The sequence below is a fragment of the Erysipelotrichaceae bacterium 66202529 genome (assembly GCA_017161075.1).
Taxonomy (GTDB): Bacteria; Bacillota_I; Bacilli_A; order Erysipelotrichales; family Erysipelotrichaceae; genus Clostridium_AQ.
The window spans coordinates 1053219-1068428 of sequence record CP046174.1; the positions used below are offsets into that span (position 1 = coordinate 1053219).

Sequence of the window (15210 nt, forward strand, 5' to 3'; positions counted from 1 at the left end):
ACATCACCTTTTTCCATACAGCTCTTTTTTTAATCTGGTATCTTTTTGATTATTAAAGCATGTTAGGCTGTACACTGAGGGATGAGCATTCCCCTTTTCGTACAGACCTTTCTCATATCTTTTTTCTTTACGCCAGCATAAGCATTCAAAATCAGCTGTTCAAGGCATAAAAAAAGCACCTTCTTTTCAAAGGATGCTTTGTATATCTGTTAATGCGGATTGCTTGCCATTGTATCCCACAGAATAGTCGGGTCATCATTGATAGCAGGGGTATCCTTGTATAAATCGTCCATATTGAAATGGAAATCTGCCATTTGCAGCTGATTGCTGGCACCGTCGTAAGCATTGACAACCGCATGTACCTCATCCTTGTTAAAGAGGTACACATCATACGGGCCTTCCAGCGGATTCAGACTAGCCACCTGCTGGGAATCATAAACACCGGTATCCGATATCACACTGGAAATCGTCCAGGGCTTCATATTGTCAAGCTCACTCGAAACAAATTTTGTAATCTGGTTAGCCGGCATATCTGTAATTACATAATTCGGCGCCACATCCAGAAGATCGTTCACATAACCGAGTGCAGATGGGGAAATCAGCTTGTTTATGATTGCCTTGATAATGCGCTGCTGTGCACGCTCTCTTCCGGCGTTGTCATAGCCTTCGGTTTTTCTGTGCCGGGAATAGGCCAGTGCCTGCTTCCCATTCAGATGCTGCTCTCCCTTTTTCAGACAGATTAAGTCTTTCTTTTTGAAGCTGCGGTTTTCATCCTGCTCACAGAAATCAATTTCCACATCCACATCAATACCGCCAATCGTATCCACGATTTCAATCATGGAATTGAAGCTGACGCGGGCATAGTAATCAACCGGGATTCCAAAGAATTGTGAAATGGTATCCACACTCGTATCAATACCATAAATACCGGTATGTGTCAGCTTGTCATTGGCATTGTTCAATGCAGTGTTTGGTACCAGGGCGTCTCTCGGTATGGAAACCATATCGATGTGATTTGCGACTGGATTGACAATCAAAAGCAGGTTGGTATCCGTACGTGTCTGCTGGTCAGGGGAACCGGTACTGTCCAGACCGCTTAAATATACAGTAAAGGTCTGCTTTGTGATATCCTTTTGTTCCTTGGTTTTTACCGTATCAGTCTTAGAGTAGGTCTTTAGAATCTGTACATTTTTTTCGAAATCCTCGATATTGGCCTTTGACATGTTATAGAAAGTTTCGGAAATCGCCATGGCAGAAACAAAGCCCTGCTCCATCTGGTCATACAGGGTTGTATAATCCAGCTCCTCCTTTGCAGTATATTCGCTGATGTCTTTTGATACAGAGGACTTGGCAAATGCAAGGTTATCCGCATCGCTGCCGTTTTGAAAGCCAATGACCTTGTTGGACAGATCGGCTTCCTTTTTGATATTGCTGTTCTTCGCTGTAATCAGGTACACGTTAGTGGTAATGGTAGTGGTACCGTCATCATTTACTTTTGTGGTCTTACTCATCTTGTTGATGGTCGTACGGGATTTGTCCATGAAGTAGCCGAAGGTTCCAATCAATGCGACAAGAAGCACTAGAAACATGCGTTTAATGACTAGTCCCCAGGTTGGCATTCGTTTAAATGCCAGCAGCAGCAGAATCAGAAACAGAACTGCGAAGATGCCTGCCGCAATGGTAATCCATTTAAAGGGAAGAAGCCCAAAGCTGTAGGCGATGTAAAATGAAATGATACTTACGATAAGAAATACAGCAAGCAGGCTGATGTCGATCAGCAGGCTTCTGCGTTTAACTTTTTTATTTTCCATGAAAACACCTCAATAATCTACATTATAGTATAAAAGATGCGGAAATTCCAGATTACCTGTAATTACTCTATGTGAACGTTTTGTGAATTTTTGAAAAACAGCAGGGAAATTACATAAATCATAGAAAAAAAGGAAGAATTTGCTTTTTCGAGGCATTGTATTATAAAATAACAGTATTAAAATTTAAAAGAGGTGTTCGCTATGATACCGTTTACGGGAAAACAGTTACAGCTGATTCAGCTGCTGATGAATCGATCCTCCCCTGTTGCCTTTGAGGAGCTGTCACAGCTTCTGGAGGCAGGCAGACGCAGTGTGTATTACATCGTGAATAAGACAAACGAGGTTCTGCAAATGAATGCACTGGAGCCGGTTTTCTGTAAACGCGGGGCTGGATATTATCTGAAGGAGGAACAAAAGCAGCGGCTTTCTGAATTACTGAAAAATGAAAAGAAGCTGCTCAGTGAGGTACTGACACCACAACAGCGTGTGAGCTTTTTGATCTGCTGTATGATTTATCCAAAATCCGTTATTCATGTGGAGGATATCATGCAGCTGCTAAAATGCAGCCGCAATACGGTGTTCAGTGATTTAAAGAATGTAAAGGAGCAGTTAAAAGCCTATGGTCTGGAGCTGCGCATTGATTTGAAAAACGGCTATGGGGTTGAAGGTAAGGCATTCAATAAGCGGGCAGTATTGCTTTATTTTCTGAAGCAGCTACTCAATGAGGTCGATGTGCATACACTGCCGTTTCTCGATATGGAGCAGGTGGATGATTATTATGACAGATTGTTGAAAATCTCCAGTGAACGGGAGCATGAGTATCGCAAGGACAATCTGTTGTCCATTGCCTGTATGCTCAGTATCATACGGGATTCTCCCGAACAGTATGATTTTTCTTTGATGGAGCTGCGTGATTTGTGCGAAACACAGGAGCTGGATTTGATTGACCGCTATTTTCAGGAGCTGAATGTACATGAGCGCCTGTATCTGGCATTGCACCTGCTTGGCTCCAAGGCGAGCAGAGAGCTGAATCCGCAGGATGATGAACATGATATCCGCATTTTTGAATTATCAAGCAGACTGGTGGAATCCTTTGAACGTACAGCCTGTGTGTCCTTTGATGATAAAAATGATCTCATCAATTCCATTTATATGCATCTAAAGCTTTCCATGTATTATAATCGCCTGGGAATACAGGTGGTGAATCCGCTCATTGACGAGATACAAAAGCAATATACAGACATCTATATGATTACACAGCTGGTTTGTGAGGATCTTCGTGATTTATTTCAGATGCCGATCATGGATAGTGAAATCGCCTATCTGACCATGCATTTCGGCGGTCATTTGAAGCAGGGAGTTCGCTGCTATGATGAAATCCGCATTCTGGTGGTCTGTCCAAGCGGTATTTCCACATCTACACTTTTGAAGCGGGAGATTGAAGGCTTATATGCAAATGTGCGGGTTGTGGATACGGCGAGTCTGGATCATGTTCAGGATTATGAGCAGCAGGTGGATTTTATCGTATCTACCATAGATGTGAAAAGTGAAGTACCTGTGATTCAGGTACATCCGATATTGACCAGAGAGGATAAGGCAAGGATTGCCTCTATGATGATGCTGAATTTCGACTGTTATGAAATTAACAATGAAAAGCTGGGTGGTCTGTTTTCCATTATAGCAGCCTATGTGAAGGATACGGATATGGATGCATTGAAACGGGATGTGCTGGCATATCTAAATCATGGAAATTCCTTTGTGGGTATCCGTGATCAAGCGCATATCGGTCTGCTGGATATCCTGAGTGAGGAGAATATACAGGTCGTGGAGCACGCTGGTTCCTGGAAGGATATGATACAGACGGCTTCCCGTCCGCTGCTGAACCGTGGCATCATTCAAAGCAGCTATGTACAGGAGATGATTCATCTGGTGGATGAATATGGTCCTTATATTTTACTTGCCAATGCGGTTGCGGTAGCCCATGCAAAGCCGGAGCATGGCGCATTCCGATTGGGGCTGTCTCTGCTGGTAAGTCATGAAGAGGTATTCTTTGATGAAGTGTCATCTGTACGCTACCTCTTTGTGTTGTCGGATGCAGCCCATGATAAGCATTTGAACGTTCTGCATGAAATCCTGCAGCTGAGTAGAAGCAGTACGCTTTTACAGCAGCTGGATGCATGCTCCTGTGCACAGGAGGTTCTGCATATTTTACAATCTGCCTTTTCCTGAGCCTTAGAAGGTGCTGTTTACAGCTTTGATACAGGAGAAAGCAGGCTGATGTGGTGTGTATGGTGTATCCATTTTCAGTCATTGCAGGTACCACACAACGCCGTGCTGCCAATAAACGATAACAAAGAAGTCCAACGACTTGTACTTTCAAGTTCTGCCAGGTTGGACTTTTTTTCTATCCCCTTGTGTCTGTATAATGTACATGTAAAGAGATGCATATCTTTCAACCGTGGAGGTGAAGGCGATGAAAGAAGAGCTGTTAAGCATTGATAATATTCAGGTATTGCAAGCGATAGACAACTGGGAAGCCGCAATTAAAACGGCGGTTGAGCCACTGATACGAAATGGCTTTGTCGAGGAGAATTATACCCGTGCCATTTTAAAAAATATCAAAGCATGGGGGCCCTATTTCATGGCCGGCCCCTACATCATTCTTCCTCATGCAAGACCGGAGGAGGGTGTGAAAAAGAATCAGATTTCCATTCTGTCAATAAAAAAACCGGTTTATTTTGACAATGGAAAGGTACCGATCCGCTTGTTGATGATTCTGGCTTCTGTAGATTCAAAATCACATCTGAGAATCCTGAAACTACTGGCGAGTGTGTTAACGGATGAAACAGTGCTGCGGAGTCTGCTGAAAAGCGATACCCCGCAAAGACTGCTTCAATGTTTTCAAGCAAAGGAATGGAAGGGAGGGAAAGAAGATGGGATTTCAATTCATACCGCAGCTGATTGAGACAGACCTGCAGGTACAAAATAAGGAAGAGGTTATCCGTTATCTGGCGAACAAGCTGCAGGCTCATGGCTTCAGCAATCCGTCCTATGCGGACAAGGTATTGATGCGTGAGCAGGAATATCCAACCGGCTTACGTACCAAATGTGCAGCGATTGCCATACCGCATGCCTTTGATCCCGGAATCAGCGGGAATCATGTTGCACTGGCAATACTGAAGCATCCCATTCGCTTTTACAATATGGAAGACATGGACAGCGAAATTGAGGTGGACATGGTATTCCTTATGGCAATCAGCAGTGCTCACGAGCAGTTGAAAATGCTGAAAACAATTATGCAGATGCTGGGGGATGATACCCTGTTTACCCGGCTTGTAAAGCTGCATGATGCAAATGCTGTATGCAGTCAGCTGAATGCATTTATAGAAGGACAGAAATCATAACAAAAAGGAGAAGCTATTATGAAGAAAATTGTAATCGCCTGCGGTGCAGGTCTGGCAACATCCAGTATGGTGCGTGAAAAGGTGGAGGAAGAGCTGAAGAAGCATGGAATACCATGTGAAATTATTCAGTGCACCCTGCATGAGGTGGAGGGATATGACGGACAGGTCGATCTCATCATCACCACAATGAAGGTGAAAAAGAAATTTACGTCACCACTCGTTCATGGCAGCGCCTATCTGACAGGAATCAATGAGGACGCTGTAACGCAGCAGATTATGGATATTCTTGCGTAATTGCAGGAAAACAGGAAAGAACAGGAGAAAACATTATGCAGACAGTATTAGATATCATTCAGTATATCGTCGATCTGGGGAGCTATGTATTCGTACCAATTTTGATGTGTATCATCGGATTGATTTTTGGATTGAAGCCCTCCAAGGCCATCAAAGCCGGAGTTACCGTAGGAATCGGACTCATCGGCGTAAGCATCGTATCCACCCTGACAGCGGATTCCCTGTCACCAGTCATAAACGAAATGGTCAAGGTGCTGCATCTGAATCTGACCGCTATCGATGTCGGCGGTTCACCGGCAGCAGCGGTAGGCTTTGGAAGTCTGTTGGGGGCAGCACTGATTATTGTCATTTTAATTACCAATATCGTTCTGGTTGCCCTGAAGCTGACCAAGACCGTGAATGTGGATATTTATAATTTCTGGTATTTCGCTATCACCGCAGGCTTTGTACAGCTTTTGACAGGAAGCTACTGGCTGGCAATTTTAGCAGGTGTGACCCATGCTATTTTAGGGCTGAAGGTAGCGGACGTTATGGCGCATCGTACACAGGAAATCATTGGTATCGACGCGATTTCCATACCGCACGGCTTTGCGGCAGCCAGTGCTCCGCTGTTCATGGTACTGGATAAGGTGTATGATCGGATTCCGTATCTGAAGCACCGCAAAGAAAGTGAAGAAGAAAATGGAGAAGGGCATGGCATCGGTAAGCTGATCGGTTCTGTACTTGGTCAGCCGATTTATTTGGGATTGATTATGGGCCTGCTGTTCGGAGTTATTGCCGGCTATGATTTTAAGGGGATCGCGGATGTCACCATGAAAACCGCCGCCATCATGATGCTGTTTCCAACCATGGTAAAAATGATCGTCAACGGACTGATTCCGATTTCCAACCAGGCAAAGAAATTCTTTACCACGCATTTCAAGGACAGAGAGCTGTATATCGGTCTGGATTCCGCGGTAACGATTGGGCATCCGGTAACTATCAGTGTAGGCTTTCTGATGATTCCTGTATTCATGGTATTTGCGGCTATCCTTCCGGGCAATACGACACTGCCGCTTGGCGAGGTACCGTTTGCGGCCTTCTATGTTTGCTTTGCGACCATCGTACACCGCGGCAACCGCAGAAGAACCATCGTATCCAGTCTGATTTTCATACCGATCGTTTTGTGGATTTCCAGTTGGGCTGCACCGCTGTTTACTGAGCTTGCCTCCAATGCGGGACTCAGCTATGTACAGGCAGGACAGCAGGCTACCACCATGGCATTGGGAAATATGTTTATCTGGCTGCCGACCGTACTGGCACAGACTCCGCTCATCGGTGCAGTTATCCTGATTGTTATCGATATCGCAGTTCTGTTTGGCGGTAAATTCATTGAGCGCTATTATGCGAAGGAAGATGCGGCATTTGAAGCAGAATATTACGAATGAGCAAAGACTTGATGAACATGCTTTCTATATTGCTTTAAAGATTGAAAAATGAAACAACATTGTATTTCATACGGGGATATCATGAAAGAAATGAGGAAAAAAAGAAATGAAAAAAATTAAAATCGGTGTGGTAGGTGCCGGTATTTACGGAAACTATCATATCCATACGTATACCTGTGATCCGCATGTGGAAAAGGTGGTATTCTGTGATTTGAACGAGGAACGCCGAGCAGCAACGGCACAACGCTATCATGTAACAGGATATGCCAGTGTTAAGGAAATGATACAGGCTGAAGCATTGGATGCCGTTAGCATCGCCACTCCTGATCCATACCATTTTGAGCCCGCAAAGGATGCCATGGAAGCAGGAATCAAATATCTGATGATTGAAAAGCCGCTGGCGACAACCGTAGAGGAATGTGAGCAGCTGATTGCAATGGCAGAAGCATATGACGTTCAGATCGCAGTGGATTTTCACAAGCGCTGGGATCCGGCTTATAACAATATGCGGGATGAGATTCAGAAGGATAAAGAAAACATCATCCGCGGCTATATGTCACTGGACGATGTGATTGATGTTCCGACTAGCTGGTTTACCTGGACAGACAAATCCTCGCCATCCTGGTTTCTGGGTGTGCACTGCTATGATTTGATACGCTATCTGAGCGGCAGCGAGGTGAAACGTGTATACGCTGTTGGAAACAAAGAGGTATTAAAAAAGCAAGGCTATCAGACCTATGACAATATCCAGGCAATTCTGACCATGGAGGACGGAAGCAACTGGACGGTCGAAAACTCCTGGATTCTGCCAAATACCTATCCGAAGTCAAATGACGGACAGCTTGTGATCGTGACGGAGCACAAGTATTTGAAAAATGAATCCTATCGCGGGGTTAAGACCTATACTGACAAAAAGGCAAGCCTGCCAAACTATATCTTCATGAACTTTGATGAGCACCATGCAAGCGGCTTCGGACTGGAGCCGATGCAGGAATTCGTCAGTGATATTGTAAACGGGAAAGCATTCCGGACAAATGCTTACGATGGTTTACAGGCAACGAGAATTGCAGCGGCTGTGCATGCATCTGCACAAAGCGGCAGCGTCATACAATTATAAAGAACAGGGCAGTGCGTACTGATATCTTGCAAGTATAGTATACTACAAATATCCGGTATCGTCCTGCCCTTTTTCAGAAAGGATATGAATTATGATACAGCTTGAATCAGAGCACCTGACGGTAAGCATTGATCCCTTTGGTGCGCAGCTAAACAGTATATATGGGAAACAGGACGATCTGGAATATCTGTGGCAGAAGGATCCTGATGTTTGGAACAGCTCAGCTCCTGTTGTTTTTCCTATCATAGGAAAGCTGAATAATATGGAATACCGTTTAAACGGAAAACACTACAGCATGCGCTCAAACGGTTTGATCCGCTATGAGCAGCTGCAGGTACTTTCTGCGGATTGCGAAAAAGCCATTCTGCAATTTACCTCTACAAAGCAAACATATGAACAGTATCCGTTTCACTGTCATGTGATTCTGACGTTTACGTTATCCGGGCGCTGTCTGCAGGTGCATACGGATATATATAACGACGATGATAAGCCGATGTATTTCAATTACGGAGGGCATCCGGGCTTTCGCATTCCTTTGCAGGAAGGTGAGTCCAGCAACGATTATTATGTAGAGTTTGAAGAGAATGAAAACGCATGGATTTATGAGGTATGTGAAAGCGGACAGCTGACAGAGGTACAGCGGCAGTTTTTTATGGATGAACGGCGGTTTTTTATTCGCAGAGAGCTGTTTCTGAAGGAGGCACTGGCCTTTCAGAATGTGAAATCGCAGGCTGTTTCTATACGGAATCTATACAATGATAAGGCGGTAACGCTTCGCTTTTCTGGCTTTGATGGTCTTGGTATCTGGTCACCCTGCAGAAAGCAGCCGGTACGCTTTATCTGTCTGGAGCCATGGCTGGGACATGCGGACTTTGTTGGTTTTCATGGGGAATTGAGCCAGCGCCATGGTATGCAGAGCTTGCGTGCAGGGGAAGCATATTCCTGTGATTATGAAATAGAAATTAGTCAGGGTATCAGTGGTGGATAAGCTGAAATGCAGTTGATTTCCATAATTAGCGGGCTCTTTCAGTTAAAAAGCTATATCTTTCTTCCGCTGTTTCTGCTGGCTATGTGCACGGTTATGCGGATGCATCCAAAAAAGGCACTTCCCTGCTGTGTATGGGTAGGAACCGGATTGCTTGGAGTCAGCTGTGTGAGTACATTGCTTTCTGATACGCTTGCTCCTTTGGTTGTACAGGTACAGCAGCATTGGCATCTGCAGTATCAGGCACTTGATATCGGAAGTGCACCAGCCTCCATAACAGCGTTTTCATTACCGTTTGCGCCGCTTTTATTGCCGCTGTTGCTGGGAATTAATTTAATTCTGGTACGGAAGCAGTGGGTACAGACGCTGCACATTGATTTGTTTAATTACTGGTTTTATCTGATCACTGCAGGCTTTGCGTATCAGGTCAGCGGCAGTCTGGCTACCGCAATTCTTGCGGCGTTAGCTCACTCTGTAATAACGCTGTTGCTTGCAGATTACAGCGCTGAGCAGGTGTGTTCTTTTACGGGGATGAACAATATTTCCGTACCGCATGGCTTTGCTGCAGCTACGATTCCGCTGTTGCTCGGACTGAATCGTTTATTTATGAGGATACTGCCGAAAAAGCATACTAGGAAAGTCGGACGTATCGCCGGTATATGGAATAATCCCGCATGTATTGGACTGCTGTTTGGTGCGGCCTTTGCTTTGCTGGCAGGCTGCGGGTTCGCTGAGCTGTTACAGGTAGCTATGAAAACCGCTGCGATGATGGTGCTGTTTCCGGAAATGCTGCATTTTCTAATTGACGGGTTGCTTCCAATTTCCAATCATGCATCTGTATTCTTTACCTCCAGGCTGAAGCTAAAGAATGTTCGCATCGGCATTGGATCCTCTTTGCTTGCGGCTAATCAGGATGTATTGCGTTTGGGCTTTTGTATGATACCTGTTTTACTTTTATTGTCTGTATGCCTTCCCGGAAATACGACACTGCCTTTGGGAGAGTTGCCATTTGCAGCCTATTATGTTTGTTATGGAGCAGTGCTGATAAAGGGGACGGGAGGTCATCGGTTTTTGGCCTGTGCTTTTATGATGCCGATCGTGTTATGGATTGCAAGCTGGGCTGCTCCTTATTTCACACAGCTTTGCGCAGGTACTGGTGTGGAACTTGGTGTTAAAGGGCAGTTGATTACTACTCTTGCCCTTGGAAATCCCTTTCTATTATTTTTCACTGTATTGTCTCGCTTTCATTTATTTGGTGATTTCTGTATACTGCTGATTATGAGTTTTCCTATCTATCGAAGGAGTAGAGAGCGTGTATAAGTATGATTATTGGATATAAGAATTTATCTGACTATGTTAAGCTGTTTATACAATTTTTGAAATTCAAGCAGTGGTGTGTGAATGATAGGGATTGCTAAGTTATATCGACAGATTAAAAAAATACTATTGCAATGAAGGCCGTAATATTTTATAATGAGGGTGCCAAAATTCTGAGGCTGAAAAGCCTAAAGAAAGGGACAGAGCTTACTTGATCGGACTCTGTCCCTTTAGACGTGTAAGAGGCACCAAAATTCCGGGAGTTACGATTGGCGGTAAATTCACCTCCTTTCCGTTTCGCAATATCAGGATGGTGTAATTCCATCTATCAATCGCTACTTATGCCGCCGTCTGTTTTTAAGAATGATATCCAGAACATGACCAAGCTCTCTTGTGATATCTGCAGTATTCCAGATCAGCACAATGAGAATGGCTGTTATGTAATGCATTCTTCCTCCTTTCATCCCAGTGCGACAAAAGATAAATCTTCGCATGGTATATTACCTCCTACACCCTTATATACGAGTAAAAAGTGTGAAATTCCTAAATAATATGAAAAAAGAGAAATTTTTTATATAGAAATACAGTAAGCTGTTATCGTAAGATTATCCCTATTCATAAGATTTATAATTCAATTTCAGAAGATAGCTTGAAATTTTAGGTAGCTTATTTTCCAACAGCATAAGAAAAGGATATATACAAATTGCCATTTCGTTATGGTTCGTATATATCCTTGTTTTTATTTCATATGATGTTTCCGGGTAATTTTATACTGACAGACAGATGATTACTGCGGATTTTGTGCCATATCTGCATAACGGATATTATCTGATGTATTGATGTTAGGTGTATTCGCATAAAGATTATTCAAATCAAACGCAAAGCTGTTCAGCTTCAGCTGCTTTCGTGCACCATCGTATGCATTAACTACTGCATGCACCTCATCACGGCTAAACAGATATACATTGCTTGCCCCAAGAGACGGATCCAGACTAGCGACATACAGATCCTCATAAACACCATTATCACTGGTAATGGAAGAAATTGTCCACGGCTTCAGCTCATTCAGCTCTCCGGATACAAAATCTGCAATTTTTTCAGCAGGCATATTCGTAATAATATAATTCGGTGCGATATCCATTAAATCATTTACCTTGGTCAGTCCGTTTGCGGAAATCAGCTTATTGATAATCGCCTTGATGATGCGCTGCTGCGCACGCTCTCTGCCGGCATTGTCATAGCCCTTCGTCTTACGGTGACGGGAATAGGCAAGTGCCTGCTTTCCATTCAAATGCTGTTTTCCCTTTTTCAGACAAATCAGATCCTCTTTCTTAAAGCTCCGATTTTCATCCTGCTCACAGAAGCTGATCTCCACATCCACATCAATCCCGCCAATCGTATCCACAATTTCAATCAGGGAATTAAAGCTCACACGGGCATAGTAATCAATCGGAATACCGAAGAAATTTTGTATTGTTTCTACACTGTTTTCGATTCCGTCATTTCCGGTATGTGTCAGCTTGTCATTTTGATAATTATAGGCAGCATTTGGAATATACCCGTCTCTTGGCAAGGAAACCATATCAATGTGATTTGCCTTCGGATTGACGATCAGAATCAGATTGGTATCACTTCGTGTCTGCTGATCCGGACTACCCATATTATCCAATCCGCTTAGATAGACGGTAAAGGTATCCTTTGTGACATCAATATCCGGTCCACTTGCAGTATCATTTTTCCTTTTATATGTCTGAATGATATCTACACTATCCGCAAAGCCGTCAATATTGGATTTGGACATATCATAATAGGAATCGCTAATAACAAACGCATTCACAGTTTCTAAATTCAGATCACTGTACAGGGTTGTGTAATCCAGCTCATCCTTAGCTGTAGTATTACTTACCTCTTTGTCAACCTGTTCCTTTGCATAGGCTGCATTGATTTTATCAACGCCCTTCTGGTAGCCGATGGTTTTTCCCTCCAGCTGGGAAAGAGAATCAATTCCACTACCTTTTTTCACAACAACATAGATTTCTGTTGTAGAGCCTGCCGCATTTTTGCTCATCTTATGCAGGGTACTGCGTGATTTATCCAGGAAATATCCGCCGGTTCCAATCATCACCGTTAACAGAATGATAAATAGACGCTTTACGATAACCGCCCATTTGGGAAGCTTCTTCATGGACAGCATAAATAATATAAGGAAAATAAGCAGCAAGATACCAGCGGCAGCCATTGTCCATTTTACCGGAAGGATGCCGAACGTAAATGCTATGTAAAAGGATACGATACTCACAATCAGAAAGACCAGTAAAAACAGCAGGTCAATGGTACGTGTATAGTATCGTTTCGGTTTTTGTTTTGCCATATGTATCACACCTCAGTTAGTCAGTCTACATTATAGTATAAACAAAATTAAAATACTATGGCGGATTTCTGAAAATTTCGTAATAACTATAGAGTACCATGGCGATTTAGGTTATAATTGAAGTTGTTTTCGTGAAGAAAATACAGACAAAGTATAGTATAATAACCGAGAAGGTAAATAAGAGGTGATTTTGTGTCGTTTTTAGATCAATTAAATGAACATCAGTTAGAGGCAGTACAATGTGTGGATCATCACCTGCGGATCATTGCGGGGGCAGGAAGTGGAAAGACCCGGGTGGTAACGACCAGAATTGCATATCTGATCAATAACTGCGGCGTATATCCGAATAAAGTATTAGCCATCACCTTTACAAATAAGGCGGCTAGGGAAATGAAAGAGCGTGTGGAAGCGCTGCTTGGGGATGTAGCCAAGGCAGTTACGATTTCCACTATACACTCCTTTTGTGTACGGTTACTGCGGGAGGATATTCTGGAGCTGGGATATCCGAGAAATTTTACGATTCTGGATTCCGATGATCAGAAAAGTATTCTGCGGGATGCGTACAAGCAGATGCATATTGATGTAAAAAGCTACAGCTACAACAGTGTGCTTTCGTACATAAGCAACAATAAAACGAATTTTATCGATGCCGCAATGGCTAAGGCAAGTGCGGGAAAGTGGGCAGGAGAGCAGATAAAGGCGGACGTTTATGAGTTTTATGAAAAGCGTTTAAAGGAAATGTATGCGCTGGATTTCGATGATTTATTGATTTTTGCCTACCGTATTTTAAAGAACAATGAGGAAATACGTGCCAAATGGCAGCGCCGATTCAATTATCTGCATGTGGATGAGTTTCAGGACGTCGATAATCTGCAGTATGCCATTATTAAGCTGCTGGTAAAAGAGGGCAGTTATTTGTGTGTAGTTGGTGATCCCGATCAGACAATTTATACCTGGCGTGGTGCCCAGGTGGATATCATCATGAATTTTGAAAAGGATTTCCCAGACAGCCATACGGTTGTGCTCAATGAGAACTACCGTTCCACCCAGCAGATTCTGAACGGTGCCAATGCGTTGATTAAAAATAACCGAAACCGTATCGACAAGGATCTGTTTACCCGTGTGGAAAGTGATGATAAAATCATACACTTCTCTGCTATGGATGATGCGAACGAACCGGTCTGGGTTGCCAGCAAAATTATGACCTTGCATCATGATCATGTGAACTACCGGGATATTGCCATTTTGTATCGCTCCAACTTCCTGTCAAGAGGACTGGAAAAGGCGCTGCTGGATTTTCATATTCCATACCGCATCTATGGCGGTATACGTTTCTACGACCGTGCGGAAATCAAGGATGCATTAAGCTATTTGCGTCTTTTGGCTCCCTTTGATGAACAGGATCCTAAGGCGCTGTATAAAAACCTTGCCGTAAAGCGTGTCATCAATTCACCAAAGCGGGGAATCGGTGCCAAAACGCTGGAAACGATAGAGCTGCAGGCGCAGCATGATGATACGAATATGTATGATATCCTGTGTGAATATGAAATTGGAAAGGGCAAGGCTAAAGCGAATATACAGGCGTTTGTGGCGATGATTGAGGAATGCCGTGCATTGGTGGATACCATCAGCATCGACCAGCTGCTGGAGAAGGTGCTGGAGGACAGCGGCTATCTGGATATGCTGCGTGAGGATAAGGAAATTGAGCGCCTGGAAAATATCAAGGAGCTGATTGGGGATATTTCGGATTATGTAGAGGAGCATCCCGAGGGTACCCTGAATGAATACCTGCAGGAAATCTCCTTGTATTCGGATAAAGAGGAGCAGGAAAACGGAGATTTTGTTCAGCTGATGACAATACATGCCGCAAAGGGTCTGGAATTTGATAATGTATTTGTTTACAGTCTGTGTGAAGGAATTTTCCCAAATGAGCGTTCTGTGGGAGAGGGCGGACAGCCGGCACTGGAGGAGGAACGGCGTCTTGCCTATGTTGCCTTTACCCGTGCGAGGAAGCAGCTGTTCTTATCCGATTCCTACGGCTACAGCTATGTCCTGGATAAAATCAAAACGACCTCCCGTTTCATAAAGGAATTACCTGAGGAGTGTATTGAGGATGTCGGGGCAAAGCCGCGCAATACCTTCTCCAGTGATATTGATACATACAGCGGCAGTGATTTTCTGTCGATGCACAGCAATGATATCGTACAGCACCGGCCACAGGAAACCAGTGGATATGCACAGCAGGCACAGCGAAAGCTCTCGGATATCCGCATCAGCGATTCCTTTGATGATGCTCCGGTTACAAATGAGGATAGGAAACCTAAAAAAAGGGGTAAAATAAGAAAAGGAGATCTTGTTCATCACGAGAGCTTCGGAGACGGCGTTGTTATCAAGCTGGAGGAACAGCTGGCAACGATCGCCTTTGAACAGAAATTCGGAATCCGAAAGATCAAGATCGACCATCCGGCTTTATCGAAAAAATAG

At 43.8% G+C, this 15210-nt stretch carries 12 protein-coding genes; 9 read left to right on the plus strand and 3 right to left on the minus strand.

The window, feature by feature from the left end; genetic code table 11:
* Positions 1-209: 209 nt before the first annotated feature.
* A complete protein-coding gene (locus GKZ87_05005; protein QSI24901.1) occupies positions 210-1811 on the minus strand; it encodes a transcriptional regulator in 1602 nt (533 codons plus the stop codon).
* 201 nt (positions 1812-2012) lie between these two features.
* On the opposite strand from GKZ87_05005, the gene GKZ87_05010 reads away from it, so the two are divergent.
* The 8 genes from GKZ87_05010 to GKZ87_05045 all read left to right on the plus strand — a co-directional run bounded on the left by GKZ87_05010 (position 2013) and on the right by GKZ87_05045 (position 10358).
* Complete coding sequence (locus GKZ87_05010; protein QSI24902.1) at positions 2013-4040, plus strand: PRD domain-containing protein; 2028 nt, start codon at positions 2013-2015, stop codon at positions 4038-4040.
* Positions 4041-4284: 244 nt separating this feature from the next.
* The gene (locus GKZ87_05015) at positions 4285-4776 is read left to right on the plus strand and encodes a PTS sugar transporter subunit IIA (GenBank protein QSI24903.1); all 492 of its coding nucleotides are present in this window, start codon (positions 4285-4287) and stop codon (positions 4774-4776) included.
* Positions 4745-5215 (plus strand): PTS sugar transporter subunit IIA, encoded by a 471-nt coding sequence (locus GKZ87_05020; protein ID QSI24904.1) that lies wholly within the window; start codon positions 4745-4747, stop codon positions 5213-5215. Before GKZ87_05015 ends, GKZ87_05020 begins: the two co-directional genes overlap by 32 nt.
* An 18-nt stretch (positions 5216-5233) precedes the next feature.
* Positions 5234-5509, plus strand: coding sequence for a PTS galactitol transporter subunit IIB (locus GKZ87_05025; protein ID QSI24905.1), 276 nt, complete (start codon positions 5234-5236; stop codon positions 5507-5509).
* A 35-nt stretch (positions 5510-5544) separates the two neighbouring features.
* The gene (locus tag GKZ87_05030; GenBank protein ID QSI24906.1) at positions 5545-6936 is read left to right on the plus strand and encodes a PTS galactitol transporter subunit IIC; all 1392 of its coding nucleotides are present in this window, start codon (positions 5545-5547) and stop codon (positions 6934-6936) included.
* 106 nt (positions 6937-7042) lie between these two features.
* Complete coding sequence (locus tag GKZ87_05035) at positions 7043-8053, plus strand: gfo/Idh/MocA family oxidoreductase (GenBank protein QSI24907.1); 1011 nt, start codon at positions 7043-7045, stop codon at positions 8051-8053.
* A gap of 91 nt (positions 8054-8144) precedes the next feature.
* On the plus strand, positions 8145-9041 hold the full coding sequence (locus GKZ87_05040) for an aldose 1-epimerase family protein (protein ID QSI24908.1): 897 nt from the start codon (positions 8145-8147) through the stop codon (positions 9039-9041).
* 6 nt (positions 9042-9047) lie between these two features.
* Entirely contained in the window at positions 9048-10358 is a 1311-nt protein-coding gene (locus GKZ87_05045; protein ID QSI24909.1) for a hypothetical protein, read from the plus strand.
* Positions 10359-10690: 332 nt separating this feature from the next.
* Here the strand turns inward: GKZ87_05045 and GKZ87_05050 are convergent, their stop codons facing one another.
* Together GKZ87_05050 and GKZ87_05055 are read right to left on the minus strand one after the other, a co-directional pair.
* Positions 10691-10849 carry a hypothetical protein gene (locus GKZ87_05050; protein ID QSI24910.1) on the minus strand — a complete coding sequence of 53 codons (159 nt, stop codon included), beginning with the start codon at positions 10847-10849 and terminating at the stop codon, positions 10691-10693.
* Between the two features lie 293 nt (positions 10850-11142).
* Positions 11143-12726, minus strand: a complete 1584-nt coding sequence (locus GKZ87_05055) for a transcriptional regulator (GenBank protein QSI24911.1) — start codon at positions 12724-12726, stop codon at positions 11143-11145.
* Between the two features lie 192 nt (positions 12727-12918).
* On the opposite strand from GKZ87_05055, the gene GKZ87_05060 reads away from it, so the two are divergent.
* Complete coding sequence (locus GKZ87_05060; protein ID QSI24912.1) at positions 12919-15210, plus strand: AAA family ATPase; 2292 nt, start codon at positions 12919-12921, stop codon at positions 15208-15210.

Coding starts and splice junctions, on each gene's coding strand:
- GKZ87_05005 (QSI24901.1), bottom strand. CDS start 1,811: ATGGAAAATAAAAAAGTTAAACGCAGAAGCCTGCTGATCGACATCAGC.
- GKZ87_05010 (QSI24902.1), top strand. CDS start 2,013: ATGATACCGTTTACGGGAAAACAGTTACAGCTGATTCAGCTGCTGATG.
- GKZ87_05015 (QSI24903.1), top strand. CDS start 4,285: ATGAAAGAAGAGCTGTTAAGCATTGATAATATTCAGGTATTGCAAGCG.
- GKZ87_05020 (QSI24904.1), top strand. CDS start 4,745: ATGGGATTTCAATTCATACCGCAGCTGATTGAGACAGACCTGCAGGTA.
- GKZ87_05025 (QSI24905.1), top strand. CDS start 5,234: ATGAAGAAAATTGTAATCGCCTGCGGTGCAGGTCTGGCAACATCCAGT.
- GKZ87_05030 (QSI24906.1), top strand. CDS start 5,545: ATGCAGACAGTATTAGATATCATTCAGTATATCGTCGATCTGGGGAGC.
- GKZ87_05035 (QSI24907.1), top strand. CDS start 7,043: ATGAAAAAAATTAAAATCGGTGTGGTAGGTGCCGGTATTTACGGAAAC.
- GKZ87_05040 (QSI24908.1), top strand. CDS start 8,145: ATGATACAGCTTGAATCAGAGCACCTGACGGTAAGCATTGATCCCTTT.
- GKZ87_05045 (QSI24909.1), top strand. CDS start 9,048: ATGCAGTTGATTTCCATAATTAGCGGGCTCTTTCAGTTAAAAAGCTAT.
- GKZ87_05050 (QSI24910.1), bottom strand. CDS start 10,849: ATGCGAAGATTTATCTTTTGTCGCACTGGGATGAAAGGAGGAAGAATG.
- GKZ87_05055 (QSI24911.1), bottom strand. CDS start 12,726: ATGGCAAAACAAAAACCGAAACGATACTATACACGTACCATTGACCTG.